Origin of the sequence: Agrococcus sp. Marseille-P2731, assembly GCF_900117395.1 — a bacterium.
Classification (GTDB): Bacteria; Actinomycetota; Actinomycetes; order Actinomycetales; family Microbacteriaceae; genus Agrococcus.
The window spans coordinates 567634-592922 of sequence record NZ_FPEG01000002.1 but is presented as its reverse complement, the minus strand read 5'-3'; the positions used below and the strand labels follow the sequence as shown (position 1 = coordinate 592922).

Below are 25289 nucleotides of genomic sequence, written 5' to 3'. Positions count from 1 at the left end.
CGCCCCGCAGGGCCCCTGCGCGACATAGCATCGTCGTCAGGGGGTGCCGCATGGAGGTCGTCGAGGTCGCCGACGAGGCGGGCCTCGCCGCGTTCCTCCGGCTCGGGCGCGAGACGCACGGCGGCCGCTCCGTGCCCCTCCTCGAGCGCACCGTGCGAGCCTGGTTCCGGGGCAGCGCCCCGCATCCGCACCGCATCACCCTCCTGCTGGCGCGCGACGGCGACGAGCACGTCGGCCGGGCGATCGTGCACCGCGACGATCGGCTCGATGCCCGGTTGCACGCCCGCGCGCTCGTGTTCGGCGCGCTCGCGGCGCCGGACGCATCCGTGCTCGCCACACTGCTCGACGACATCGAACGACGCGCGCGGGCGGCCGGGGCCGACGAGCTCTTCGGCCCGGCACAGCTGCTGCCGAACCAGTCGGGCGGTGTCATCACGACGGGCTTCGAGGAGCGCGCGTTCCCCGACGCCCCGTGGAACGCCGAGTGGCTGCCGGAGGCGCTCGAGGCCCGCGGCATGTCGCGCTGGTACGAGGGCGACACCTGGCTGGTCGACGTCGTCGACGACGACGGGCCGAGCGTCGCGGAGCTCGACGCCGCCGGCATCCGCATCGACGAGGTGACGCGCGCTGGCCTGGGGCGCGGGCTGCGCGCGCTGCTGCCGCTCCTCAACGACTCCTTCGCGCTGCTGCCCTACTTCACGCCGTTCACCGCCGCCGAGCTGCGCGCGCAGTTCGCGGGGCTGTGGCTGCTGCACGAGCCCGGCCTGTTCCTGATCGCGCGCGACGAGCAGGAGCACCCGCTCGCCTTCGTCCTCGCCGTGCTCGACGCGACGCCGCTGCTGCAGGCGTCCGGGGGTCGCCTGGGCGCTCGCGAGCGGTGGCAGCTGGTCACGAGCCGCAAGGGCCTGCGGCCGGATGCGGTGCTCGTGATCCAGGGCGCGAGGCCGGATGCGCAGGGCAAGGGCATCGTCTCGCTCCTGAGCCGTCGCCTGCACGCGAACCTCGCCGACATCGGCTGCCAGCGGCTGCGGTCGACCCCGGTCGGGCGGCAGAACCCCGGGTCGGCGCGGCAGTTCTCGCGCTTCGGCGGGCGGCCGCTGCACGCGACCGCCTACTACCGGAAGCGCCTCGAGGACTGATCGCGGTATCCTGCGAGGAGCGAATCGGTCGGCCAGGCGGTCGCGTCATCGGTCGCAGCAGCCCTCGGGGTGCGGCGGACGGTGCCGAGGAACGTCCGGGCTCCACAGAGCAGGGCGGTGGATAACGTCCACCCGGGGCAACCCGCGAGCAAGTGCAACAGAGAGCAGATCCACCAGCCGGCGCCCTCGGGCATCGGCAGGCCAGGAGTGAAACGGTGGGGCAAGAGCCCACCAGCGTGGCGTGCGAGCGCCGCGGCTAGGCAAACCTCGCCCGGAGCAAGACCAGACAGCGGATCACGGGGCTGCTCGTCCCATCCGCGGGTAGGTCGCTAGAGGGCTGCAGCAATGCATCCCGTAGAGAGATGACCGTCCACGACAGAACCCGGCGTATCGGCCGGCCGATTCGCCCTCACCGCGACGCGCTGCTGCCGGCGCGCCGTCAGACGCCGCGCGCGAGGGCGGCGGCGCCGATGATGCCGGCGTTGTTGCGCAGCATCGCGGGCACGATCGGCGTCTGCAGGTCGAGCAGCGGCAGGAAGAGGTCTGCCGACTTCGAGACCCCGCCGCCGACGACGAAGAGGTCGGGGGAGAAGAGGAACTCGAGGTGGCTGTAGTAGCGCTGCAGGCGCTGCGCCCACACCTCCCAGCTGAGCTCCTCGCGCTCGCGCGCGCGGTTCGATGCGCGCGTCTCCGCGTCGTGCCCGTCGACCTCGAGGTGCCCGAGCTCGGCGTTCGGGATCAGCGTGCCGTTGTAGATCAGCGCGCCGCCGATGCCGGTGCCGAGCGTCGTCATGATGACGAGGCCCGAGGCGTCCTTGGCCGCGCCGTAGTGGTCCTCGGCGAAGCCCGCCGCATCCGCGTCGTTCACGAAGTGGATGTCGCGACCGAGCGCCCGCTCGAACAGCTGCTCGGCCTCGAGGCCGATCCAGGCCTTCGAGACGTTCGCGGCGCTCATGGTGCGGCCGTGCCGCACGATGGCCGGGAACGTGACCCCGATCGGCGTCGTCTCCTCGATGTCGAGGCGTCCAACGAGCTCGACGACGGCGTCGCGGATCGCGTCCGGCTCGCCACCCGCGGGCGTCGGCACCTTCACGCGATCGCTGAGGAGCTCGCCGCTGTGCACGTCGACGAGAGCGGCCTTGACGCCCGTCCCGCCGATGTCGACTCCGACTGCCTTGTGCTTTGACTTCGCCACGCGGTCGATCCTGCCATGGAATCGGTTCCGTCGCGGCGCTTCGCGGTGACGGGGTGCTGGCAGCCTCAGGCGGAGGGCAGCGTGAGGATCTCGGCTCCCGACTCGCGCACCACGATCGTGTGCTCGAACTGGGCGGTGATCGAGCGATCCTTCGTCACCACCGTCCAGTCGTCGTCCCACATCTCCCACTCGTGCGTGCCGAGCGTGAGCATCGGCTCGATGGTGAAGACCATGCCGGGCAGGATCTCCGCGTCGAAGCGATCGGTGTCGTAGTGGGGGATGATCAGCCCGGAGTGGAACGAGGTGCCGACGCCGTGGCCGGTGAAGTCGCGGACCACGCCGTAGCCGAAGCGCCTCGCGTACATCTCGATCGTGCGCCCGATGACGTTGACGCGGCGCCCCGGCACGACGGCCTTGATGGCTCGACGCAGCGACTCCTCGGTGCGCTCGACGAGCTGCGTCACCTCGTCGGAGGCCTCGCCGACGATGAACGTGCGGTTCGAGTCGCCGTGCACGCCCTCCTTGAAGGCCGTGATGTCGATGTTGACGATGTCACCGGCCTCGAGCACGGTGTCGTCCGGGATGCCGTGGCACACCACCTCGTTGACGCTCGAGCACACCGACTTCGGGAAGCCGCGGTAGCCGAGGGTCGAGGGGTAGGCGCCGCGGCTCGTCACCGCCTCGTGCCCGATGGCGTCGAGCTCGTCGGTCGAGATGCCCGGCCGCACTGCCGCGCCGACGGCCGCGATCGCATCCGCGGCGATGGTGCCCGCGGCACGGATGCGCTCGATCGTGGCGTCGTCGTAGACGTCGCCGCCGGTGTGCTTGGCCGGAGCGGGCTTGCCCACGTACTCCGGCCGGGTGACGGATGCGTCGACCCGACGGAGGGGGCCGACGCGGCCGGGGATGAGGTGGCCAGCGGCGTCCTTCGGCATGCGCTCAATCCTAGGGACAGCGGAGCGCCGGCAGCCCGCACCTGGGTGCTGGCAGTGCACCGGCTCCGAATCGCGATCAGGTGCCGTCCATAGGGTCGAAGCATGGCTGATCAGTACACGTTCCAGGACCCGACTAAGCTCTACGCCGACATCACCACGCGGGCGATCTCGCAGGAGGGCCCCGGGCTCGACTCCGAGATGCGCGACACGGCCGACCTCGGCGAGCACACCTACCGCGGCTCAGGCAAGCTCGAGGGTCGCAAGGCCCTCATCACCGGCGGTGACTCCGGCATCGGCGCCGCGACGGCGATCGCGTTCGCGCGCGAGGGCGCCGACGTCGCCATCTCCTACCTGCCGGAGGAGGAGAGCGATGCGCAGCGCATCGTCGCCCTGATCGAGGAGGCGGGCCGCACCGCGGTCGCGATCCCCGGCGACCTCACCGACCGGGCGTACTGCTCGGAGCTCGTGCGCACGACCGTCGAGCGGCTCGGGGGCATCGACATCCTGGTCTCGAACGGCGGCAAGCAGCAGTACGTCGAGCGCCTCGAGGACCTCTCGGACGAGCAGTTCGACGAGACCTTCAAGACGAACGTCTACCCGCTCTTCTGGCTGTCGAAGGATGCCGTGCCGCACATGCCGCCCGGTTCCTCGATCATCGCGACCTCGTCCATCCAGGCCTATCAGCCCTCGGAGCACCTCGTCGACTACGCGACCACCAAGGCCGCCATGAACACGATGAGCAAGGCGCTCTCGCAGCAGCTGGCCCCCCGCGGCATCCGCGTGAACGTCGTGGCCCCTGGCCCCGTGTGGACGCCGCTGCAGACGGCGGGCGGCCAGCCCACCGAGGCGCTGCCCGAGTTCGGCGAGCAGACGCCGCTCGGGCGTGCTGGGCAGCCGGCCGAGCTCGCCCCAGCGTTCGTGTTCCTCGCCTCGGCCGAGTCGAGCTACGTCGTCGGCGAGACCCTGCACGTCAACGGTGGGATGCCGACGCCATGACGAGGAGCGCCGCCGTCGGCACGCAGCTGCGCTGGGACGGCGGCGCGCCGGTGCGCGTGGCGCTCGACGAGCGCGATCCGGAGGGCTACGCCGATCTGCGCACGTACGCGCCGATCGGCGACGGCCGGACGATCGCGCTCGTCGCGCGCGACGGCAGCATCGATTGGCTGCCGCTGCCCGCGATCGATTCACCGCCCGCCTTCGCCGCCCTCCTCGACGCCGAGGCGGGTGGGCGCATCGCGCTCGCGCCCGTCGAGCCGCACGAGGTCGAGCGGCGCTACCTGCCGGGCACCAACGTCCTGGAGACGACGTTCTTCACGGCGAGCGGTGTCGTGCGCGTGACCGACGCGCTGAACACCGGGCAGTCCGGGCGCCTGCCGTGGTGCGAGCTCGCGCGGCGCATCGACGGTGTCGAGGGCGAGGTCCAGCTGTGCGGCGAGATCACCCCCGGCACGCTGCTGGGCGCGGCATCGCCGTGGGCGAGCGACACCGTGCACGGCGTGGTGCTGCGGCTCGACGGGCTCTCGCTCGCGCCCCGCGTCCTCGGGCACGAGGCGCTCGAGACCGGGCCCCGCGGCGTCGTCGCTCGCTTCCGCACCTCGCCTGGCTCGCGGCACTTCCTGGGGCTCGTCGCCACCGATGAGGAGCCGCTCCTGCTGCCCGACCCGGCGTCGATGGATGCGGGCATCGACCGCACGATCGCGTCGTGGACGCGCTGGTCGGAGTCGTGCGACTACAGCGGCGAGTGGCAGGAGGCCGTGCATCGCAGCGCACTGCTGCTCAAGCAGCTCATCTACGGGCCGACCGGGGGGATCACGGCCGCTGCGACGACCTCGCTCCCGGAGTCGCTCGCTGGGGGCAAGAACTGGGACTACCGCTACTCGTGGGTGCGCGACACGGCCTACTCGCTCTCCGTGCTCCTGCAGCTCGGCGCGACCGAGGAGGTGCACGGGGCCATGACCTGGCTGCTGCGGCTGCTCCGCGGGCAGGACGACGCGACGGCCGTGCTGCACGGGCTCGACGGCAGCGTGCCCGGCGACGAGGTGACCGAGCACGACGTGCCAGGCTGGCGTGGCGCGCAGCCGGTGGTCTCCGGCAACCGCGCGGCCTCGCAGCTGCAGCTGGGCGTCTACGGCGACGTGTTCAACATCGTCGCGATGTACGTCGACGCGGGCAACGTGCTCGATGCCCCGACCGGGCGGTTGATGGCCGAGATCGCCGACCTCGCTGCCGACAGCTGGCGCCGCAAGGACGCCGGCATGTGGGAGCTCGAGGTGGATCAGCACTACACGACCTCGAAGCTCGGCTGCTGGCACGCGCTGGAGCAGGCGGCGCACCTGGCTGAGCTCGGGCAGATCCCCGGTGACGCGAAGCGCTGGCGCTTCGAGGCCGACGCCATCCGCGACTGGGTCGAGGAGCACTGCTGGTCGGAGGAACGCGGGGCGTACGTCTGGTACCCCGGCACCGATCGGCTGGACGCGTCGATCCTCCTCCACGCGATCAGCGGCTTCGACCGCGGCGAGCGGATGCGTCGCACGCTCGACGCGCTCGACGGCGAGCTCGGCGAGGGGCCGCACCTCGTGCGCTACTCGGGCGCGGGCGACGAGGAGTCCTCGTTCGTCGCTTGCTCGTTCTGGATGGTCGCGGCGCGTGCGCACTGCGGGCAGGTCGACATGGCGCGGGAGCGGATGGAGCTGCTGCTCGCGGAGGCGCCGAACGACGTCGGGCTGCTCGCCGAGATGCTCGACGCCGACACGGGCGCGTTCCTCGGCAACCTGCCGCAGGCGCTCAGCCACCTGGCTCTCGTCAACGCCGCGCTCACCATCGACGACGTCGAGCACGGAGGCGCGCCGAGCGGACAGCGGGCGGGGCGAGGCTAGCGCCGGCGGCGACGAGCGCACAGAGCAGTGGCGTCGCCGCGTCCCGCTCGCCGGGGCCGGGAGGTCGTGCGCCTACACTCGGGAGGCATGAACGCTGCCGAGTACTGGTACAACCTCGAGACCGGAGTGGTCGAAGAGGGCATGGTCTCGCCCGGCTACGACCGGGCCGGGCCCTTCGCCTCGCGCGACGAGGCCGCACGAGCACCGGAGATCATCAAGGAGCGCTCGCGCGCCTGGGCCGCGGAGGACGCGGCCGAGGACGACTGACACGTCACCTCTGCCGGTAGAGAAGCGCGCGCCGCAGGCGCTCGCGTCTCGAGACCCAGCACGCGCACGCCTCAGGCCGCCGCGAGGACCTTCCGCAGCGTCCGCAGGTTGCGCGTCGTTGTCGAGTCCTTCCCGGCGCCGCCCTTGCCGCGCCCCGCGCGCTCCGTGGCCTTCGCGAACCCGCTCGTCAGCGTCGTGCCCTTCGGATTCGACCAGTAGAGCACGCCGTCGCCCGCCGCGGTCGCCTCGTTCGGTGCGGTCTCGATGCGTGCGAGCGCATCGGCGACGCCGGGGTCGAGCTCGAAGATGACGTAGGGCGTGTGCTCGTCGTCCTCGCCGTGCGGATAGGCCGCCACGGCCGCGGCGAGGTCCTCGACCCCGATGCCGAGCACCCGGATGCGCCTGCCGTACCGCGCCTCCAAGGCGCGCTCCGCCGTGCGTGCGGCACCCGCCGCATCCGACGCCGTCACCACCGCGTTGCCGCTCGCGAGCACCGTGGAGACGTCGCCCAGCCCCGCATCAGCCAGCAGCGCGCGCAGCTCGGCCGAGCGCACGGTGACGCCGCCGACGTTGACGCCGCGCAGCAGCAGGGCGACCCGCACGGCTACTCGTACTCGTGCTCGCGCGCTGGGTAGACGCCGCTCGCGACATCCTCGCGGAACGCGATCGCGGCGGCCTCGAGCGTGGCGCCCAGCTGCGCGTACTGCTTCACGAACTTGGGGATGCGACCGGTGGTCATGCCGGCCCAGTCGCTCCACACCAGCAGCTGGCCGTCGCAGTGCGGGCCGGCGCCGACCGACAGCGTGGGGATGCGGAGCGCCTCGGTGACGGCCCTCGCCGACTCAGAGGGCACCATCTCGAGCACCACCGCGAAGGCGCCCGCCTCCTGCACGGCGACCGCATCGCGCATGAGCTGCTCGGCGCCCGCCTCACCGCGACCCTGGATCACGTGGCCGCCGAGGCCGTGCTCCGACTGCGGGGTGTAGCCGACGTGCCCCATCACCGGGATGCCCGCCTCGACGACGCGGCGGATCTGCTCGGCCGTGCGCTCGCCGCCCTCCATCTTCACCGCGTGCGCGCCCGTCTCCTTCATGAAGCGGATCGCGGTGTGCAGCGCCTCGCGCGCGTTCACCTCGTACGAGCCGAAGGGCATGTCGGCGACGACGAGCGCGCGCTTCGCGGCCCGCGCGACGGCGCGCGTGAGGGGGATGAGCTCGTCGACCGTGACGGGCAGGGTCGTGTCGTAGCCGAAGACGGTGTTGCCGGCCGAGTCGCCCACGAGCAGGAAGTCGATGCCCGCGGCGTCGAAGATCTGCGCCGACAGGTAGTCGTAGCTGGTGAGGCCCACGATCTTCACGCCATCCTGCTTCGCCCGCTCGAAGTGCCTGATGCGCACGCGCTTCGGCCCGCTGCTCGCGCCGCCGTAGGGCGCTGCGACCTCCTGGGGCTCACCGGGCGCGGTCGGCATGCTCTCGTTCATCGCCATGTCCCGAGCCTAACCCGCAGCGCGCGCCCACTAGCCTGATGAGAGGCAGAGAGGGGCCGGGATGGACAAGCAGCAGGACTTCGTGCTTCGCACGATCGAGGAGCGCGGCGTCAAGTTCGTGAGGCTGTGGTTCACGGATGTCCTGGGCTCGCTGAAGTCGGTGGCGATCGCCCCGGCAGAGGTCGAGGGCGCGTTCCTCGAGGGCATGGGCATCGACGGCTCGTCGATCGAGGGCCTCTCGCGCTCCTCGGAGGCCGACGTCATCGCGAAGGCCGACCCCTCGACCTTCCAGGTGCTCCCGTGGCGCGGTGAGGTCGATCCGACCGCCCGCATGTTCTGCGACATCTACACGCCCGACGGCGAGCCCGCCGCCGCAGACCCGCGCCGCGTGCTCAAGCGCACGCTCGCGAAGGCCGCCGACCGCGGCTTCAGCTTCTACACGCACCCCGAGTGCGAGTTCTACCTGCTGAAGTCGGCCGACGTCCAGCATCCCGAGCCCGTCGACCGCGCCGGCTACTTCGACAACGTGCCCGGCGGCACCGCCCACGACTTCCGTCGCGCGAGCGTGCGGATGCTCGAGGACATCGGCATCTCGGTCGAGTTCAGCCACCACGAGGCCGGCCCCGGCCAGAACGAGATCGACCTGCGCTACGCCGACGCGCTGTCGACCGCCGACAACATCATGACCTTCCGCACGATCGTCAAGGAGGTCGCGATCTCGGAGGGCGTCTTCGCGACCTTCATGCCGAAGCCCTTCGAAGGGCACCCCGGCAGCGGCATGCACACGCACATGTCCCTGTTCGAGGGGGAGCGGAACGCCTTCCACGACCCGAGCGGCAAGTACCAGCTGTCGAAGGTGGGCCGCCACTTCGTCGCCGGCCTCCTGCGGCACGCGCCCGAGTTCACGGCCGTCACGAACCAGTTCGTCAACTCCTACAAGCGCCTGTGGGCCGGCGACGAGGCTCCGAGCTTCGTCAGCTGGGGCCACAACAACCGCTCGGCGCTCGTGCGGGTTCCGCTGTCGAAGCCGAACAAGGCGCAGTCGGCGCGGGTCGAGTACCGCGGCCTCGACTCGGCGGCGAACCCCTACCTGGCCTTCTCGGTGCTGCTGGCAGCTGGGCTCAAGGGCATCGAAGAGGGCTACGAGCTGCCCGACGAGGCGATCGAGGACATCTGGCAGCTCTCCGACAAGGAGCGCAAGGCCCTCGGCTACACGCCGCTGCCCACGAGCCTCGACGCGGCGATCCGCGCCATGGAGGAGTCGGAGCTCGTCGCCGAGACGCTCGGGGAGCAGGTCTTCTCCTACTTCCTGCGCAACAAGCGCGAGGACTGGCGCCGCTACCGCGACCAGGTGACGCGCGTGGAGCTCGAGTCGAACCTGCTCTCGCTCTAGCCCATGCGCATCCCATCGCCGCGCACGCGGCTCGCGCGGCTGGGATACCGCGAGCCCGACAGGGCAGAGGCGCTGCTGCAGGAGCTGCCGGAGGAGCTGCAGGACGCGGCCGAGGAGTGCGCGCGCACCGCTGACGCCGACACGGCGCTGCAGATGCTCGTGCGCTTCGTGCGCGCCGGGATCGATCTGTCGGATGTGGTGGGCGACGACGCGGGGCGGGCGTCGCTCCTGCGCGTGCTCGGCGGGTCGCTCGGGACGGCCGAGCACCTCGAGCGCCACGCGGAGGACTTCGACGTCGTCCTGCGCCCCCAGCCGCCGCGCGAGGCCGCCGAGTATCGCGACAGCCTGCTCCAGGCGGTCGCGGTCCGTGACGGCGCATCCACCATGCCGCAGGCCGAGGCCGTCGGAGCGATGCGCTGCCGCTACCGCCGACATTTGGCAGAGCTCGTCGCGTGGGATCTCGCGCTCGAGGACCCGAAGGAGCGCGTGCAGGTGGTCTCCGCCGCCCTCGCGGACCTCGCCTCCGCCGCCCTCGACGCCGGCCTCGCCATCGCCCGTGCCGTCGCGCGCGAGCGCTTCGGCGCCGACGCCGACCTCGTGCGGCTCGCGGTCATCGGCATGGGCAAGACCGGCGCTCGCGAGCTGAACTACGTCAGCGACGTCGACGTCATCTGGGTGCACGCCGTCGCCGACGACGCCGAGCTCGACGAGACGCGCGCGACGCAGATCGCGACGCTGCTGGCGCGCGAGACCACGGCCGCGTGCGCGGCCTTCCAGAAGGCGCCGCCGCTGTGGGAGGTCGATGCGAACCTCCGGCCCGAGGGCAAGGACGGCGCGTTGACCCGCACGCTCGCCTCGCACGTGGCCTACTACGACCGCTGGGCGAAGTCGTGGGAGTTCCAGGCGCTGCTGAAGGCGCGGCCGATCGCGGGCGACGAGCACCTCGGTGCTGCCTACGACGGCGCCGTGCGCGCGAAGGTGTGGGAGTCGTCGAGCCGGGACGGCTTCGTCGAGTCGGTGCAGCGGATGCGCGAGCGCGTCACCGAGCACATCCCCGCCGACGAGGTCGACCGACAGCTGAAGCTCGGCCCCGGGGGCGTGCGCGACATCGAGTTCACCGTGCAGCTGCTGCAGCTCGTCCACGGCGCCGACGACGAGTCGCTGCGTCAGCGCGGCACGCTCGAGGCGCTCGACGCGCTCGCCGCCCGGGGCATCGTCGGGCGCAGCGACCGGGACGAGTTCAGCGACCACTACCGGTTCCTGCGCATGCTCGAGCACCGCATCCAGTTCTGGCGCATGCGGCGCACCCACCTCATGCCGATCGACGCCGACGACCAGCGCAGGCTCGCCCGCACCGCGCGGCTCGAGAGCGCCGACGAGCTCGCGAAGCGGTGGCAGGCGGTGCGCCGGGCCGTGCGGACCTTGCACGAGCGCATCTTCTACCGCCCGCTGCTCGGCGCCGTCGCCTCGCTCGACCGCGACGACGTGCACCTGACGCCCGAGGCCGCGCAGCGACGCCTGCGGGCATCCGGCTACGTCGACCCGAAGGGCGCGCTCGCGCACATCGGCGAGCTCACCGGCGGCGTCTCGAGGCGCTCGCAGATCCAACGGCTGCTGCTGCCGGTGCTGCTCGGCTGGTTCGCCGAGGGTGCCGACCCCGACATGGGTCTGCTGGCGTTCCGCCGCCTGAGCGAGGCGCTCGGCGACAGCCCGTGGTTCCTGCGCATGCTGCGCGATTCGCCCGTCGCGGCGCGGCGCCTCACGAACCTGCTCTCGTCGTCGCGGCTCATCGGCTCACTCATGGAGCGCCTGCCGGAGGCCGCGTCCTGGCTCGACAGCGACGAGCAGCTGCGGCCCAGGAGCGAGGAGGCGCTGCGAGAGGAGACCGCGGCGATCCTGCGGCGCCACGAGGGCGATGCGGATGCGGTGCAGCGGGCACTGCGCGGCCTCCGGCGCCGCGAGCACCTGCGCGTCGCGACCGCGAGCGCCCTGCAGCGCATCGACGAGGCGGGCGTCGGGGCCGCGCTCACCGCGATCGCCGCCGCGCTCGTCGACGCGGCAGTGACGCTGCACACGCCCGAGGGCCTGCGGTTCGCGATCATCACCATGGGCCGCACGGGCGGCCGCGAGATCGGCTTCGGCAGCGATATCGACGTCATGCACGTCGCGCGCGGCGACGACGACCCGATCGCGGCCGCGACCGTGGTCGTGCGCAAGGTGCAGGAGACGCTCGCCGATCCCTCGCTGCCGTTCGAGCTGGATGCCGGGCTGCGGCCCGAGGGTCGCCAGGGCCCGCTCGTGCGCACGGTCGACAGCTATCGCGCCTACTACGACCGCTGGTCAGAACCGTGGGAGGCGCAGGCGCTGCTGCGCGCGCGACCCTTCGCGGGCGACGCGGAGCTCGCCGATGAGCTGATGGCGATCATCGACGAGCGGCGCTACCCGGCTGACTTCCCTTCGTCGTCGGTGCGCGAGGTGCGCCGCATCAAGGCCCGGGTTGAGACCGAGCGCCTGCCGCAGGCCGCCGACCGCCGTCGCCACCTGAAGCTGGGCGACGGGGCGCTGAGCGACGTGGAGTGGCTCGTGCAGCTCCTGCAGCTGCGGCACGCCGGCCGCGAGCCGAGCCTGCGAACGCCCTCCACGCTCGAGGCGCTCGGCGCCGCGGCGCGGCTCGACCTCCTCGCCGACCGCGACGCGCGCGTGCTGCGCGAGGCGTGGCTGCTGGCCACGCGCATCCGCAACGCCCTCGCGCTCTCGCGCGCCCGCTCGATCGACCTGCTCCCGGAGGATCGTGGCGAGCTCGAGGCGGTCGCTCGGCTCGTGGGGCTGCCCTCGGGCTCGGCAGCGGCGCTGGAGGAGCAGTACCTCGCGACCACGCGTCGCTCCCGTCGCGTCTTCGACCGCGTCTTCTACGAGGGCTGAACCAGGTGCTGCGCCGCGTCGCGCCCTAGGCTGGCGCGATGTTCTTCATCTTCGGCTTCGGCAGCAAGGAGCACGAGCTCGGTGCGGGTCAGACGCGCACGTGCGGCCGCTGCGGGAACACGACCGTGTGGAACCGCCTTCGCACGGCGAAGCAGTTCACGCTCTTCTTCATCCCGATCGCCCGCTGGGGCCGTCGCGAGCTCGAGGTCTGCACCATCTGCGGCAACGCCGTCACGGTCTGAATCGGCCCGCTCGACGCGCCCAACCGCGAGAGAGGTGCACCCATCGGTCGTCGCACACGCGTGCAGGCAGCAGGTGCGTGCACATCTGCCTGACGCGACCAGCGCGGGGGAGAGGCGCGAGGCAGGGATGAGCCGGCCGCAGAGCGGTGGGGGACGAGAGAGCGGGGCCGGATCCCCCCAAGAGATCCGGCCCCGCCGTGTGTGTGCGTCAGACGCAGCGCGTCTCGTCAGACCCCGTAGTAGAGCTCGAACTCGTAGGGGTGCGGGCGCAGCGCCATCGGCAGGATCTCGGTCTCCCGCTTGAAGGAGATCCAGGTGTCGATGAGGTCCTTGGTGAAGACGTTGCCCTCGAGCAGGAACTCGTGGTCATTCTCGAGCGCGACGAGCGCCTCCTCGAGGGTGCCGGGCACCTGGGGGATGTTCTTCGCCTCCTCGGGCGGCAGCTCGTAGAGGTCCTTGTCGACCGGCTCGTGCGGCTCGATGCGGTTCTTGATGCCGTCGAGGCCGGCCATCATCTGCGCCGCGAACGCCAGGTAGGGGTTCGACGCCGCGTCGGGGGCGCGGAACTCGATGCGCTTCGCCTTCGGGTTCGACCCGGTGATCGGGATGCGGATGGCCGCCGAGCGGTTGCCGGCCGAGTAGACCAGGTTGACCGGCGCCTCGAAGCCCTTCACGAGGCGGCGATAGGAGTTGATCGACGGGTTCGTGAACGCGAGCACCGCGGGAGCGTGGGCGAGCAGGCCGCCAATGTACCAGCGGGCCGTGTCGGAGAGGTTGCCGTAGCCGTTCTCGTCGAAGAACAGCGGCGTGCCGTCGAGCCACAGCGACTGGTGCGTGTGCATGCCGGAGCCGTTGTCGCCGAAGAGCGGCTTGGGCATGAACGTCGCCGTCTTGCCCCACTGCTCCGCGGTGTTCTTGACGATGTACTTGAAGGCGAGGATCTCATCCGCGGCCTTCACCATCGTGTTGAAGCGGTAGTTGATCTCGGCCTGGCCGCCGGTGCCGACCTCGTGGTGGCTGCGCTCGACCTGCAGGCCGATCGCCTCGAGCTTGAGCACGATGTCGTCGCGAAGGTCGGCCTGCTTGTCGACGGGGGAGACGGGGAAGTAGCCGCCCTTGAACGGCGTCTTGTTGCCCAGGTTGCCGCCCTCCTCGACGCGACCGGAGTTCCAGGCGCCCTCCTCGGAGTCGACCGCGTAGAACGACTGGTTCGACTTCGTCTCGTAGCGCACGTCGTCGAAGACGTAGAACTCAGCCTCGGGCGCGAAGAACGCGGTGTCGGCGATGCCCGTCGATGCGAGGTACTGCTCGGCCTTGTGCGCCACCTGGCGCGGGTCGCGGTGGTAGATCTCGCCCGTGCGCGGGTTGTAGATGTCGAAGATCATCACGAGCGTCTTCGCGTCGCGGAAGGGGTCGATGTAGGAGGTCGTGACGTCGGGGATCAGCTGCATGTCCGACTCGTGGATGCTCGCGAAGCCGCGGATCGACGAGCCGTCGAAGAGCTGGCCGACGCTGAAGAACTCCTCATCGACCGTCGAGGCGGGGATGTTGAAGTGCTGCTGCACACCGGGGAGGTCGGTGAAGCGGATGTCGAGGAACTGCACCCCCTCGTCCTTGATGAAGGCGAGGACCTCGGAGGAATCCTTGAACATGCTGCTCCTTGACGTGCGTTGGGGGTGGGCGGATGCCGTGACCTCGACGCTACGCGAGAGCGGTTGCCCTACCGTGACGCCGATGTTTCAGCGGTGTTACGTCAGCGTGGGCGGCCGGGCCGAACTCGGCGGGGGTCGATCCCCTTGGGGATCGGCAGGCTGGTCTGGCCGAGCGAGGTGAGGCGGTTGGCGACAGCCATGACCTCTGCGCGCGTGAGGGTCTTCTTGAGGCGGCGCATCGACTTCGTCAGCTTGCGCAGCTCGAGGGACGACTGCGGCCCGATCTCGAGCACGTGGATCGGCACGTTCGGCACGATGCGCTTCACCTTGCGCTGCTCCTCGCTCAGGATCCGCGCGACCCGATCCTTGGGGCCCTCCGCGATCAGCACGACACCGGGCTTGCCGACGGCTCGATACACGGCATCCTGCGTCTTCGGGTTGACGCCCGTGGGCATCTCGCTCGTGTTCCAGTTGCCGCGCAGGCCGTTCTTCAGCACGGCACCGACAGCGCCGGGGCGGCCCTCGATCTGCGCGAAGGCGATCTTCTCGGCGCGCCAGGTGAGGGTCATCATCATCAGCATCAGGCCGATGAGCACGCCCGAGATGATCCACAGGACGAGGAACAGCGTGTCCTGGCGGAAGACGATCGCGAGCGTCGTGATCACGGCGATCGGCCCGAGGAAGGCGAGCGCCATGAGAGGCAGCGCCTTCTTGTCGTTCTCATGGGTCATCTTGTAGATGGACCACATCGTCTTGAGCCTGCCGGGCTCCTTCTCGCTGTCGCGTGCCATGCCATCAGGATACCGGGGCGCGGTGCCAGCGCTCTCCACAGTCGCAGGCCCCGCCAGCGCCCGGGGCTCGGATGCGGTGGCATGGTCGGCCCCGTGAGTGACGAGGGTGCGCAGATCGCCGGCCATCCGCTCGTGCGGGCGCTGCGGCGCGACGCCGAGCGCGAGGTCTGGGTGGCCTCTGACGGACCGGGCGGCGACGCCGAGGGCGTCGAGCTGCACCGGAGCCTCCCTGGCGCCGAGTCGGTCCTCGCGAGAGAGGTCGAGGCGCTGGTCGCGGCCGGGCATCCGCATGTCGTGCCCATCCTCGACCTCGCGACCGACGGCGGAGCGGTGCTCGTGCGACCGCTGCTGCCGATGAGCCTCGCCGACTGGCTCATCCAGCGGCAGGCGCCGGCTGCGGGGGAGGCGGTGACGGCCCTCGCGCCGATCGCTGCGGCTCTGGGGTCGCTGCACGCGGTCGGCGCCAGCGCGGGCGGCTGCTCCGCGGCCGACGTGCGCCTCGACGGCGACGGCGCCCCGATGCTGCTCGGGGAGGGCGCGCGGATCGAGACCACGCGCCCGACGCAGGCGTGGCTGGAGTCGAGCGACGGCGTGGCCTCCGACGTAGACGGCTGGCGCCGGCTGGCGAGAGCGATGCTCGAGATGAGCGGATGCGCGCTGCCGGCGGAGGTGGAGGCGGCTCTGGTCGCGCGTGACATGGCTGGCGCAGGAGCCGCGCTCCTGGCGGCGTGGTCGGCGCTGCCGCTGACGCTGGCGCCCTCGTCCTCGGCGGAGCCCTGGGGCTCGGCGAGCGCCCGGAGGGCCGCGCAGCCGAGGCAGGCGGTGCGGATGCGCGACCGCGGTCGAGGTGGCGCCGTCGACGCGCTGCTGTCGCGCCTCGCGTTGGCGGCAGAGCGGCTCGTCGAGCGGGGCGGGCCGCGAGCGTCGAGGATCGCTGAGGGCGCGAGGGCCGTGCGGCCGAGGTTCTGGGTGGTCGCAGCGATCGGGGCTGTCGCCTCGGTGGTCGCTGCGATGCTGCTCTGGCCCACCGCGAGCGACGAGTCGTCGCCGTCTGCGGCCTCGCCCGCGGCCTCACCGACGGGCGGCCCGGAGGTGATCGCGGCGGAGCGTCCTGCGCCCGAGGCGACGCCGGTGAGCGATGCGGCTGGGTCGCAGCCCGCTGCGGCGGACCTCGTACCCCCTGTCGACGCCAACCCGGAAGCCGCCGTCGCCGCGGTAAGCACGCTGCTGGCCGAGCGCGAGTCCTGCCTCGCAGCCGGGGATGCTGCATGCCTCGTCGCCCTGCACGAGCCGGGCAGCCCGCAGCTGACGACTGCGGAGCCGTGGCGGATGCCCGATGACGGCACGCTCGAGCTCGTGCAGCGCCTCGGCGACGCCTGGCTGCTGCGGGTGGTGTCCGAACGCAAACCGGCCTCGGTGCTCGCGATGAGCACCGAGGCCGGTTGGACGCTGCGTGACGCCTGGGCGGACTAGACCTCGAACTGACCCGACTCGAGGCGCGCCTTGACCTGACCCAGGTAGCGGGCCGCGTCTGCACCATCGATGATGCGGTGGTCGTACGAGAGCGCGAGGTACACCATCGAGCGGATGCTGATCGAGTCCTGGCCGTCGACGGTCACCACGACCGGGCGCTTGACCACGGTGCCGACGCCGAGGATCGCGCGCTGCGGCTGGAACACGACGGGCGTGTCGAACAGCGCGCCGCGGGAGCCTGTGTTGGTCAGCGTGAACGTGCCGCCAGCCAGCTCGTCCGGCTTCAGCTGGTTGTCGCGCGTCCGCTTGGCGAGGTCGGCGATCTCGGCCGTGAGCTCCGAGATGCTCTTGGAGCTCGCGTCGCGGATGACCGGGGTCAGCAGGCCGCGCTCGGTGTCGACCGCCATCGCGAGGTTCTCGGTCTCGGGGTAGGTGATCGTCTGGCCATCATCCGTCGCGTTGATGAGCGGGTGCGCCTTGAGCGCCTGCACGGCCGCCTGCGTGAAGAACGGCAGGAAGGTGAGCTTGTTGCCGGTCTCCTGCTGGAACGAGGCCTTCTTCGCCTCGCGCAGCTGCGCCACCTTCGTCACGTCGACCTCGACGACCGTCGTGAGCTGGGCGAGGGTCTGCATCGACTCGACCGCACGCTTCGCGACGACCTTGCGGAGGCGCGACATCGGAGCGGTCGTGCCGCGGAGCTCGGAGACCTCGACCTCGGCCGGTGCGGCTGCGGGCGCGTCGGCCGCCTGCGCGGGCGACGTCTCGGCTGCCGCGAGCACGTCCTCCTTGCGGATGCGACCCCCGACGCCCGTGCCCTTGAGCGCGCCCAGGTCGACGCCCTTCTCGTTGGCCAGCTTGCGCACGATCGGCGTGACGTACGCGCCCGCCGAGGTCGACGGCGCCGACGCGGTCTGCGTGGCCGCCTTGGGCGTCTCGGTGCCCGGCTGCACGGCCTTGGGGGCCTCCGCCTCGGGCTGCGCAGCCTTCGGCTGCGCCGGTGCGGCGTCCTGCTTCGGAGCGGGCTCTGCGGCCGGCTTCGACTCCTCAGCGGCCTTCGACTCCTCGGCGGGCTTCGACTCCTCCGCAGCTGGGTCCTTGGCCGCCTCGGGCTGCTCAGTCGAGGGAGCGGCAGGCTCGGGCTGCTCCGCCGGCGTCGCGTCCTGCGACTGCGCGGATCCGGACGACTCGGCGGGGGGCTCGTCGGTCTTGGCGTCGTCGGATGCCGGGGCTGCGCCGCCGGACTGGCCGCCGACTCGGGCGATGACCGCGCCGACCTCGACGGTGTCGTCCTCCTGCGCCAGGATCTCGGTGATCGTGCCGGCGATCGGGGAGGGCACCTCGGTGTCGACCTTGTCGGTCGAGATCTCGACGATCGCCTCGTCGACGGCGATCTCGTCGCCGACGGCCTTCAGCCAGCGCGTGATCGTGCCCTCGGTGACGCTCTCGCCGAGCTCGGGCAGCGTGATGTCCTGCCCTGCTCCGCCGTCGGCCGACTGCGCAGCAGGCTGCGCGTCCTGAGCGGCCTGCTCGTCGGCCTCGCGCGAGGGCGACTCCTGCGCCTCGGCGGCCGACTCCTCGTCGGCCTCCTGCGCGGGTTCCGCGTCAGTGGCGTCCGTCGCCGCCTCGGTGGCGGTCTCGTCCGGGGCTGCCTCCTCAGCGGGAGCAGCCTCCTCGGCGGGGGCTGCCTCCTCGGCAGAGCCACCCTCGGCCGGCGCGTCGCCCGCGTCGCCGACGCGCGCGATGACGGCGCCGACCTCGACCGTGTCGTCCTCGCCGACGAGCAGCTCGGTGATCGTGCCGGCGATCGGGGAGGGCACCTCGGTGTCGACCTTGTCGGTCGAGATCTCGACGATGGCCTCGTCGACGGCGATCTCGTCGCCGACGGCCTTCAGCCAGCGCGTGATCGTGCCCTCGGTGACGCTCTCGCCGAGCTCAGGGAGCTTGATGTCAGTCATGGTTCTGTCTCCTGTGGCGTTCGATCAGATGGCGTGCAGCGGAGCGCCGGCGAGCTTCATCATCGTCTCGCCGAGTGCCTCGTGCTGGGTCGGGTGCGCGTGGATGAGCTGCGAGACGTCCTCCGGGTATGCCTCCCAGTTGACGATCAGCTGCGCCTCGCCGACGAGCTCGCTCACGCGGCGGCCGATCATGTGCACGCCGACCACGGGGCCGTCCTTCAGTCGGACGGCCTTCACAGAACCGGTCGTGCCGACGATCTCGCTCTTGGCGTTGCCGCCGAGCGAGTACTCGTAGCTCTCGACCTTGTCATCGCCGAACTGGGCCTTGGCCTTGGCCTCGGTGTAGCCGACGGACGCGATCTCGGGGTCGGAGTAGGTGACCTTCGGGATGTTGACGTCCTCGACCATGCGCGGCTCGAGCCCGCCGATCTCCTCGGCGACGAAGATGCCGTGCTGGTAGCCGCGGTGCGCGAGCTGCAGGCCGGGGACGATGTCGCCGACGGCGTAGACGCCCTTGACGCTGGTCTCGAGGCGGTCGTTGACCGTGACGAAGCCGCGGTCCATCTCGACCCCGACCTCTTCGTAGCCGAGGCCCTGCGTGACGGGGCCGCGGCCGACCGCGACCAGGAGCAGGTCGGCGTCGATCGTCTCGCCGCTCTCGAGCGAGACGTGCACGCCGGAGTCGTCCTGCGTGACGCCCGAGAAGCGGGAGCCGAGCTTGAACTGGATGCCGCGCTTCTTGTAGGCGCGCTCGAACTGCTTCGAGACCGACTCCTCCTCGTTGGCGACGAGGTGGGGGAGGCCCTCGATGATCGTGACCTCGGCGCCGAAGGCGCGCCAGACGCTCGCGAACTCCACGCCGATGACGCCGCCGCCGAGGATCGCGACGCGCTGCGGGATCCAGTCGAGGCGGAGCGCCTGCTCGCTCGTGATGACGTTGCCGGTGATCTCGAGGCCCGGGAGGGTCCGGGAGTAGGAGCCGGTGGCGAGCACGATGCTCTTGCCGGTCAGCGTCTGCTCGCCGACCTGCACGGTCGTGGGCGACGTGAGCTTGCCCTCGCCGGCGATGACCTCGATGCCCTTGGCGCTGATGAGGCCCTGCAGGCCCTTGAACTTCTTCGAGACGATGCCCTCGCGGAACGCGGTGACGCGTGCGATGTCGATGCCCTTGAGCTCGGCGTCGACGCCCGCGTGGCCGGCAGCGCGCACCTCGTCGGCGACCTCTGCCGAGTGCAGCATCGCCTTCGTGGGGACGCAGCCCTTGTGGAGGCACGTGCCGCCGAGCTTGTCCTTCTCGACGATGGCGACGGTCTTGCCGAGCTGCACGGCGCGCAGCGCCACGGCGTAGCCCGCGCTGCCTCCGCCCAGGACGACGATGTCAAAGCTCTGATCGGACACGCACTTGCTCCTTATGAGTCTTCGTTGTCACGCCGGTGGACGCGACGGTGCACGGCAGTTCCTGCCTATGACAGCCTAGTCGGATCGCCTGGAGGAATCAGGGTCACTCGGCCGATCGCGACATCTTGGACAGGGTGCGCAGCAGGCCGCGGACGGCGACGCCCGTCGATCCCGACGGCGTGAAGCCGAACGGCGAGCCGGTGTTGGTCGACGGGCCGGCGATGTCGAGGTGCGCCCACGGGATGGGCGAGCCGTCGCGCTCGCCGATGAACTCCCGGAGGAACGCGGCCGCGACGAGCATGCCGCCGGCGCGGTTGCCGACCTTGGCGTTCATCATGTCCGCGACGTTCGAGTCGAGCATGCCGCGCATCTCGTCGGGGATCGGCATCGGCCAGACCTGCTCGCCGACCTCGCGGGAGGCGGTGAGCACCGCTTCCACGAAGGCCTCGTCGTTGCCCATCACACCGCTGACCCGGTCGCCGAGGGCGATCACCTGCGCGCCCGTGAGCGTCGCGACGTCGATGATCGCGTCGGGCTGCGCCTCGCTGGCGAGCACGAGTCCGTCAGCCATGACCAGGCGACCCTCGGCATCCGTGTTCGTCACCTCGACGGTCGTGCCGCCGCGGAGGGTGATGACGTCGTCGGGTCGCGTCGACGTCGAGGAGACGAGGTTCTCGGCCAGGCAGAGGTGGGCGGTGATGCGGATCGGGAGCTGGAGCGCGGCGGCTGCGGCGGTGACGGCGTAGACGGTGGCGGCGCCCGTCATGTCGTACTTCATGTGCTGCATCGAGGCGGCGGGCTTGAGGGACAGGCCGCCGGAGTCGAAGGTGATGCCCTTGCCGACCAGCACGATGTGGCGGGTGGCGTTCTCGGGCGCGTGCTCGACGGTTACGAGCCGCGGCGGGCGGCTGGAGCCCTGCCCGACCGCCACCAGTCCGCCGAAGCCCTCGCGGCGGAGGCGATCCTCATCGCGCACGACCACGCTCAGGCCCGTCTCCTGGGCCTCGGCGACGACGCGGTCGGCGAAGTCGACGGGGCTCAGCAGGTTCGGCGGCGTGTTCGAGAGGTCGCGCGTGCGCCAGACCGCCTGTGCGGCGATGCTGGCGCTCTGGACGGCGTAGGCCGTGCACTCGGCGTCGCCCGCGACGACGGCGATCTCGCGCACCTGCGGCGCATCGTCCTCGAGCGGGCGGACCGAGTAGCGGTAGGCGCCCATCGCGGCGCCCTCGAGCACCGCCTGCACGTCGTCGCCATCGCTCACCGGCAGCGAGATCGCGACCGAGGTGATGCCGCGCAGCGCGCGGATCGCGGCACCCGCCACCTCTCGCAGGCGATCGCGGGTGACGGTGTCGCCGAGGCCGACGAAGGCGATCCTGCGGCCGTCGACGACGGCGCGGGTGACCTGCTCGCGCTTGCCGGTGATGCCGAGCGCGTCGAGCAGCTCGGGGTCGAAGCCGGTTGCGGAGGGGGCCTCACCGGCGAGCACGCCGTGCACGGTCAGCTCGGCGGTGGCGTCCTCGGTGCTGGCGATGATGGAGAGTGCGGGGAAGGGCATGGGTCACGAGGATACCCGCGTCGTGAGCCTCACTAGGCTGGAGGGGTGTTCGATCCCCACGAGCTGACGCTGCCCCTCGAAGCGCTGGAGACGGTGCCGCGCGGCCTCGATCTGGTGATCGCCATCCACGGCTTCGTCGACGCGGGCGCTGCCGCCGAGGCCGCGGCAGCCGCCATCCTCGACACCTTGCCCTACCGCGCGATCGTCGAGTTCGACACCGATCTGCTGATCGATCACCGCTCGCGCAGGCCGCGGATCCTCTTCAACGAGGACCGCATCGACGAGTACCTGCCGCACACGCTCACGCTGCTGCAGGTCGAGGACGACGCCGGCGCGCCCTTCCTGCTGCTCACGGGCCCCGAGCCCGACTGGATGTGGGAGCGGTTCACGGATGCGCTGCTCGAGCTGCACACGCAGCTCGAGGTCGCCACCACCACGATCATGACGTCGATCGGCATGCCCGTGCCGCACACGAGGCCGCTCGTGTCGACCGTCTCCGGCAATCGTGCGGAGCTCATCGAGCAGTACTCCGCCTGGCGCCCCGTCTCGTCGGTGCCGGCATCCGTCATCCACCGCATCGAGCATCGCCTGCAGGACGTCGCGCCGGTCACGACCTTCACCGTGCTCGTGCCGCACTACGTCGGCGAGTCGGGCTCGGCCGGACCGGCGCTCGCCGCGCTCGAGGGCGTGACGAGCGCGACCTCGCTCGCCTTCCGCACCGAGGAGCTCCGCCAGGCGGATCGAGAGTTCCAGCAGCTGGTCGCGCAGCAGATGGAGACGAACGAGGAGCTCCAGCGCATCGTGCACACGCTCGAGGCCCGGTACGACGCGTTCATGGCGCAGTCGTCGGTGCGCTCGCCGCTCACCGATGAGGACGGCACCCTGCCGAGCGCCGACGAGATCGCCGAGGAGCTGGAGCGCTACCTGCAGCAGCGCGGTCGTCCGGGGGCGGATCCGCTGGCATGAACAGCGCCAGATCCTGGTTCGTCTGGGGGATCGGCGCGATCGCCTACATCGTCGCCGTCCTGCACCGCTCCTCGTTGGGCGTCGCGGGACCCGCTGCCGCTGAGCGCTTCGAGGTGCAGGCTGCCCTGCTCTCGACCCTGGGCGCGGTGCAGGTCGGCGTCTACGCGGCCATGCAGATCCCGGTCGGTGTGCTGCTCGACCGCTTCGGCCCGCGCATGCTCATCGCCTCCGGCGCCGCCGTCATGGTCGTCGGTCAGTCCATGGTGGCGCTCGCCGACGACCTGCCGCTCGCGGTCGCCGGTCGCGTGCTGCTCGGCATCGGCGACGCCGCCACCTTCATCTCGGTGATCCGGCTCCAGGCGGGCTGGTTCTCGGGGCCGATCCTCGCGCAGATGTCGCAGTGGACGGCGGTGTGCGGTCAGCTCGGCCAGCTGCTCTCGACCGTGCCCTTCGTCTGGCTGCTCGCGCAGGTCGGCTGGACGCTCTCCTTCGGCACGCTCGCGGTCGTCGGCGTCGTCGTGCTCGCGCTCGTGCTGCTGCTCGTGTTTGACTCGCCGCCCGGCGGCACGCCGCCCACGGGCACGATCGACCTGCCGGAGGGCTGGTGGCCGCGGCTCCAGACCGCCTTCCGCCAGCCGGGCACCAGGCTCGGCTTCTGGACCCACTTCTCGCTGCTGTCGACGACCAACGTGTTCCTCCTCATGTGGGGCTTCCCGATGCTCGTCGAGGGCCTCGGCTTCGCCCCTGCGCAGGCGGCGGGCTTCATGTCGATCGTCGTCTTCACGGGCATGGTCGTGGGCCCCCTGCTCGGCATCACGACCGCGCGCTTCCCGCTGCGCCGGTCCACGCTCGTGCTCTGCATCGTCGGCCTCGTCATCGCGGCCTGGAGCGTCGTGCTCATCTGGCCCGGGCATCCGCCCACCTGGCTCGTCATCGCGCTCGTCGTCGTGCTCGGCATCGCCGGCCCGGGCTCGACCGTCGGCTTCGACTTCGCGCGCACCTCGAACCCGCTGCGCCTGCTGGGCTCCGCCAACGGGGTCGTCAACATCGGGGGCTTCATCGCGGCCTTCGCGATCATCCCGGTCGTCGGCATCGTGCTCGACGTCGTGCACACCGTCCGCGTGCGGGCGGGCGAGGCGGTCGGCCTCTACGACTGGGACGGCTTCCGCATCGCCTTCGCCTTCCAGCTCGTGATCCTGGTGCTCGGCTTCGCGATGGTGGTGCGGATGCGTCGCATCACGCGGTCGAGGCTGCGCGACGAGGGCATCGAGGTCGCGCCGCTGTGGCAGGCGATCGCGAACCGGATGCGTCGCCGGGGCGAGTAGGCAAGTCCGGAGGGGACCCGGGCCCGTACCTGGACGATCGGGGAATGCCTATGCCACATCCGGCGCTATACTGTCAAGACCGACCCAGTCGAGACCGGCGCCAAGCGCAGGACTTGACTTGGGTCCTTCGACTGCCCTCAGTCCGACTGCACCGAGTCTGGGCGCCCGAGACCGACCGGAGGCCGCATGCCAGCCAAGGACACCACCAAGACAGCGAGCCGCAGCACCGCAGCGGCTGCCGCTGACGCCACGCCCGAGGCGACGACGGCTGCCGCCACGAAGCAGGCTGCCGCGAAGAAGGCGCCCGCCGCCTCTGCCGCGGCGAAGACCGCTGCCGCGAAGGCGCCGACGAAGACGACGGCCGCCAAGACCGCTGCCACCAAGCCTGCTGCGAAGGCGGCCGCCGCGAAGACGACGGCCGCGAAGACCACGGCTGCCAAGACCACCGCGGCGAAGACGACCGCTGCGAAGGCCAAGGCCGCCGCTGCCGAGGCATCGACGGCGTCGACGGACGAGTCGGCGCCCGCGAAGGGTGCGGCGAAGAAGGCTCCCGTCAAGCGCACCACGACGCGCCGCAAGGCTGCCGACCCGGTCGAGGAGGCGCAGGCCGAGGAGACGCCCGAGGAGGTCGAGACCGAGGAGGACGAGGAGAAGGTCCACGTCGAGAAGCTCCCGACCGGCGCGCTGCGCCTCTCGGGTGACGACGACGAGCCTGCTCCGACGCAGATCACGGGTGCCACCGCCGACCCGGTCAAGGACTACCTGAAGCAGATCGGCAAGGTCGCCCTCCTCAACGCTGAGCAGGAGGTCGACCTGGCGATGCGCATCGAGGCGGGCCTGTTCGCCGAGGAGAAGCTGTCGATCGACGGCGACGACCTCGACTGGCAGGTCAAGCGCGACCTGACGCGCATCGCTCGCGACGGCCAGCGCGCCAAGAGCCACCTGCTGGGTGCGAACCTGCGCCTGGTGGTCTCGCTCGCCAAGCGCTACACCGGTCGCGGCATGCAGTTCCTGGACCTGATCCAGGAGGGCAACCTGGGCCTGATCCGTGCGGTCGAGAAGTTCGACTACACGAAGGGCTTCAAGTTCTCCACCTACGCCACCTGGTGGATCCGTCAGGCGATCACGCGTGCCATGGCAGACCAGGCTCGCACGATCCGCATCCCCGTGCACATGGTCGAGGTCATCAACAAGCTCGCCCGCGTGCAGCGCCAGATGCTGCAGGACCTCGGCCGCGAGCCGAGCCCGGAAGAGCTGGCGCGCGAGCTCGACATGACCCCTGAGAAGGTCATCGAGGTGCAGAAGTACGGCCGCGAGCCGATCTCGCTGCACACCCCCCTCGGCGAGGACGGCGACAGCGAGTTCGGCGACCTGATCGAGGACACCGAGGCGGTCGTGCCGGCGGACGCCGTGGGCTTCACGATGCTGCAGCGCCAGCTTGAGTCGCTGCTCGACTCCCTGTCCGAGCGCGAGGCCGGCGTGATCCGCATGCGCTTCGGTCTCGGCGACGGCATGCCGAAGACGCTCGACCAGATCGGTGACACGTTCGGCGTCACGCGCGAGCGCATCCGTCAGATCGAGTCGAAGACCATGGCGAAGCTGCGCCACCCCTCGCGGTCGCAGCAGCTGCGCGACTACCTGGAGTGAGCCGGGCGGCACGCGCCGTCACGCTTCGTCACGAGGCCCCTCGGAACATCCGAGGGGCCTCGTGGCGTTCTA

At 71.2% G+C, this 25289-nt stretch carries 20 protein-coding genes and 1 other RNA gene; 12 read left to right on the top strand and 9 right to left on the bottom strand.

From position 1 onward, the window contains the following. Window positions 1-50: 50 nt before the first annotated feature. Both BQ6202_RS06740 and rnpB read left to right on the top strand, forming a co-directional pair. On the top strand, window positions 51-1139 hold the full coding sequence (locus BQ6202_RS06740; protein ID WP_072313672.1) for a hypothetical protein: 1089 nt from the start codon (window positions 51-53) through the stop codon (window positions 1137-1139). 24 nt (window positions 1140-1163) lie between these two features. Then, window positions 1164-1545, top strand: an RNA gene (gene rnpB, locus BQ6202_RS06735) — RNase P RNA component class A. Between the two features lie 33 nt (window positions 1546-1578). Here the strand turns inward: rnpB and ppgK are convergent. Beyond that, window positions 1579-2334 carry a polyphosphate--glucose phosphotransferase gene (gene ppgK / locus BQ6202_RS06730; protein ID WP_072313671.1) on the bottom strand — a complete coding sequence of 252 codons (756 nt, stop codon included), beginning with the start codon at window positions 2332-2334 and terminating at the stop codon, window positions 1579-1581. A gap of 65 nt (window positions 2335-2399) precedes the next feature. Then, window positions 2400-3269 (bottom strand): type I methionyl aminopeptidase, encoded by an 870-nt coding sequence (map, locus tag BQ6202_RS06725; RefSeq protein ID WP_072313670.1) that lies wholly within the window; start codon window positions 3267-3269, stop codon window positions 2400-2402. Between the two features lie 102 nt (window positions 3270-3371). Between map and BQ6202_RS06720 the strand changes: the two genes are divergently transcribed. From BQ6202_RS06720 to BQ6202_RS06710, 3 genes are all read left to right on the top strand, one after another. Then, the gene (locus BQ6202_RS06720; RefSeq protein ID WP_072313669.1) at window positions 3372-4265 is read left to right on the top strand and encodes an SDR family oxidoreductase; all 894 of its coding nucleotides are present in this window, start codon (window positions 3372-3374) and stop codon (window positions 4263-4265) included. After that, the gene (locus BQ6202_RS06715) at window positions 4262-6145 is read left to right on the top strand and encodes a glycoside hydrolase family 15 protein (RefSeq protein ID WP_083587060.1); all 1884 of its coding nucleotides are present in this window, start codon (window positions 4262-4264) and stop codon (window positions 6143-6145) included. The genes BQ6202_RS06720 and BQ6202_RS06715 overlap by 4 nt, the downstream gene beginning before the upstream one ends. 87 nt (window positions 6146-6232) lie before the next feature. Next, entirely contained in the window at window positions 6233-6412 is a 180-nt protein-coding gene (locus tag BQ6202_RS06710) for a hypothetical protein (protein ID WP_072313668.1), read from the top strand. A 71-nt stretch (window positions 6413-6483) separates the two neighbouring features. Here BQ6202_RS06710 and BQ6202_RS06705 read toward each other — a convergent pair whose 3' ends face one another. Together BQ6202_RS06705 and panB are read right to left on the bottom strand one after the other, a co-directional pair. After that, a complete protein-coding gene (locus BQ6202_RS06705) occupies window positions 6484-7014 on the bottom strand; it encodes a DUF1697 domain-containing protein (RefSeq protein ID WP_072313667.1) in 531 nt (176 codons plus the stop codon). Window positions 7015-7016: 2 nt separating this feature from the next. Further along, window positions 7017-7892: a 3-methyl-2-oxobutanoate hydroxymethyltransferase gene (gene panB, locus BQ6202_RS06700; protein ID WP_234946165.1), complete on the bottom strand. Its 876-nt coding sequence runs from the start codon at window positions 7890-7892 to the stop codon at window positions 7017-7019. A 67-nt stretch (window positions 7893-7959) separates the two neighbouring features. Here panB and BQ6202_RS06695 point away from each other — a divergent pair, with 67 nt between their 5' ends. The 3 genes from BQ6202_RS06695 to BQ6202_RS06685 are packed head-to-tail and all read left to right on the top strand — an operon-like array spanning window position 7960 to window position 12455. Next, window positions 7960-9291, top strand: coding sequence for a glutamine synthetase family protein (locus BQ6202_RS06695; protein ID WP_072313666.1), 1332 nt, complete (start codon window positions 7960-7962; stop codon window positions 9289-9291). 3 nt (window positions 9292-9294) lie between these two features. Then, entirely contained in the window at window positions 9295-12213 is a 2919-nt protein-coding gene (locus BQ6202_RS06690; protein ID WP_072313665.1) for a bifunctional [glutamine synthetase] adenylyltransferase/[glutamine synthetase]-adenylyl-L-tyrosine phosphorylase, read from the top strand. A gap of 38 nt (window positions 12214-12251) precedes the next feature. Further along, window positions 12252-12455 (top strand): zinc-ribbon domain-containing protein, encoded by a 204-nt coding sequence (locus tag BQ6202_RS06685; RefSeq protein WP_072313664.1) that lies wholly within the window; start codon window positions 12252-12254, stop codon window positions 12453-12455. A 227-nt stretch (window positions 12456-12682) separates the two neighbouring features. Here BQ6202_RS06685 and glnA read toward each other — a convergent pair whose 3' ends face one another. Together glnA and BQ6202_RS06675 are read right to left on the bottom strand one after the other, a co-directional pair. Beyond that, window positions 12683-14107: a type I glutamate--ammonia ligase gene (gene glnA, locus BQ6202_RS06680; protein WP_072313663.1), complete on the bottom strand. Its 1425-nt coding sequence runs from the start codon at window positions 14105-14107 to the stop codon at window positions 12683-12685. 101 nt (window positions 14108-14208) lie between these two features. Beyond that, window positions 14209-14898, bottom strand: coding sequence for a DUF4191 domain-containing protein (locus BQ6202_RS06675; RefSeq protein WP_072313662.1), 690 nt, complete (start codon window positions 14896-14898; stop codon window positions 14209-14211). Window positions 14899-14991: 93 nt separating this feature from the next. Here BQ6202_RS06675 and BQ6202_RS06670 point away from each other — a divergent pair, with 93 nt between their 5' ends. Continuing rightward, on the top strand, window positions 14992-16371 hold the full coding sequence (locus tag BQ6202_RS06670) for a protein kinase family protein (protein ID WP_143143664.1): 1380 nt from the start codon (window positions 14992-14994) through the stop codon (window positions 16369-16371). Here the strand turns inward: BQ6202_RS06670 and sucB are convergent. The 3 genes from sucB to BQ6202_RS06655 all read right to left on the bottom strand — a co-directional run bounded on the left by sucB (window position 16368) and on the right by BQ6202_RS06655 (window position 21279). Continuing rightward, window positions 16368-18326: a 2-oxoglutarate dehydrogenase, E2 component, dihydrolipoamide succinyltransferase gene (gene sucB, locus BQ6202_RS06665; RefSeq protein ID WP_072313660.1), complete on the bottom strand. Its 1959-nt coding sequence runs from the start codon at window positions 18324-18326 to the stop codon at window positions 16368-16370. The two genes, BQ6202_RS06670 and sucB, sit on opposite strands and share 4 nt — an antisense overlap. A gap of 24 nt (window positions 18327-18350) precedes the next feature. Then, on the bottom strand, window positions 18351-19724 hold the full coding sequence (gene lpdA, locus BQ6202_RS06660) for a dihydrolipoyl dehydrogenase (protein WP_072313659.1): 1374 nt from the start codon (window positions 19722-19724) through the stop codon (window positions 18351-18353). A gap of 103 nt (window positions 19725-19827) precedes the next feature. Next, window positions 19828-21279 (bottom strand): leucyl aminopeptidase, encoded by a 1452-nt coding sequence (locus BQ6202_RS06655; protein ID WP_072313658.1) that lies wholly within the window; start codon window positions 21277-21279, stop codon window positions 19828-19830. A gap of 45 nt (window positions 21280-21324) precedes the next feature. Between BQ6202_RS06655 and BQ6202_RS06650 the strand changes: the two genes are divergently transcribed. The 3 genes from BQ6202_RS06650 to BQ6202_RS06640 all read left to right on the top strand — a co-directional run bounded on the left by BQ6202_RS06650 (window position 21325) and on the right by BQ6202_RS06640 (window position 25217). After that, window positions 21325-22245, top strand: coding sequence for a PAC2 family protein (locus BQ6202_RS06650; RefSeq protein ID WP_072313657.1), 921 nt, complete (start codon window positions 21325-21327; stop codon window positions 22243-22245). After that, window positions 22242-23570 carry an MFS transporter gene (locus BQ6202_RS06645; protein WP_072313656.1) on the top strand — a complete coding sequence of 443 codons (1329 nt, stop codon included), beginning with the start codon at window positions 22242-22244 and terminating at the stop codon, window positions 23568-23570. Before BQ6202_RS06650 ends, BQ6202_RS06645 begins: the two co-directional genes overlap by 4 nt. A 186-nt stretch (window positions 23571-23756) precedes the next feature. Further along, complete coding sequence (locus tag BQ6202_RS06640; protein WP_072313655.1) at window positions 23757-25217, top strand: RNA polymerase sigma factor; 1461 nt, start codon at window positions 23757-23759, stop codon at window positions 25215-25217. The last annotated feature ends 72 nt before the right edge of the window (window positions 25218-25289 follow it).

Coding starts and splice junctions, on each gene's coding strand:
- BQ6202_RS06740 (WP_072313672.1), top strand. CDS start 51: ATGGAGGTCGTCGAGGTCGCCGACGAGGCGGGCCTCGCCGCGTTCCTC.
- map (WP_072313670.1), bottom strand. CDS start 3,269: ATGCCGAAGGACGCCGCTGGCCACCTCATCCCCGGCCGCGTCGGCCCC.
- BQ6202_RS06720 (WP_072313669.1), top strand. CDS start 3,372: ATGGCTGATCAGTACACGTTCCAGGACCCGACTAAGCTCTACGCCGAC.
- BQ6202_RS06715 (WP_083587060.1), top strand. CDS start 4,262: ATGACGAGGAGCGCCGCCGTCGGCACGCAGCTGCGCTGGGACGGCGGC.
- BQ6202_RS06710 (WP_072313668.1), top strand. CDS start 6,233: ATGAACGCTGCCGAGTACTGGTACAACCTCGAGACCGGAGTGGTCGAA.
- panB (WP_234946165.1), bottom strand. CDS start 7,892: ATGAACGAGAGCATGCCGACCGCGCCCGGTGAGCCCCAGGAGGTCGCA.
- BQ6202_RS06695 (WP_072313666.1), top strand. CDS start 7,960: ATGGACAAGCAGCAGGACTTCGTGCTTCGCACGATCGAGGAGCGCGGC.
- BQ6202_RS06690 (WP_072313665.1), top strand. CDS start 9,295: ATGCGCATCCCATCGCCGCGCACGCGGCTCGCGCGGCTGGGATACCGC.
- BQ6202_RS06685 (WP_072313664.1), top strand. CDS start 12,252: ATGTTCTTCATCTTCGGCTTCGGCAGCAAGGAGCACGAGCTCGGTGCG.
- glnA (WP_072313663.1), bottom strand. CDS start 14,107: ATGTTCAAGGATTCCTCCGAGGTCCTCGCCTTCATCAAGGACGAGGGG.
- BQ6202_RS06675 (WP_072313662.1), bottom strand. CDS start 14,898: ATGGCACGCGACAGCGAGAAGGAGCCCGGCAGGCTCAAGACGATGTGG.
- sucB (WP_072313660.1), bottom strand. CDS start 18,326: ATGACTGACATCAAGCTCCCTGAGCTCGGCGAGAGCGTCACCGAGGGC.
- BQ6202_RS06655 (WP_072313658.1), bottom strand. CDS start 21,279: ATGCCCTTCCCCGCACTCTCCATCATCGCCAGCACCGAGGACGCCACC.
- BQ6202_RS06645 (WP_072313656.1), top strand. CDS start 22,242: ATGAACAGCGCCAGATCCTGGTTCGTCTGGGGGATCGGCGCGATCGCC.
- BQ6202_RS06640 (WP_072313655.1), top strand. CDS start 23,757: ATGCCAGCCAAGGACACCACCAAGACAGCGAGCCGCAGCACCGCAGCG.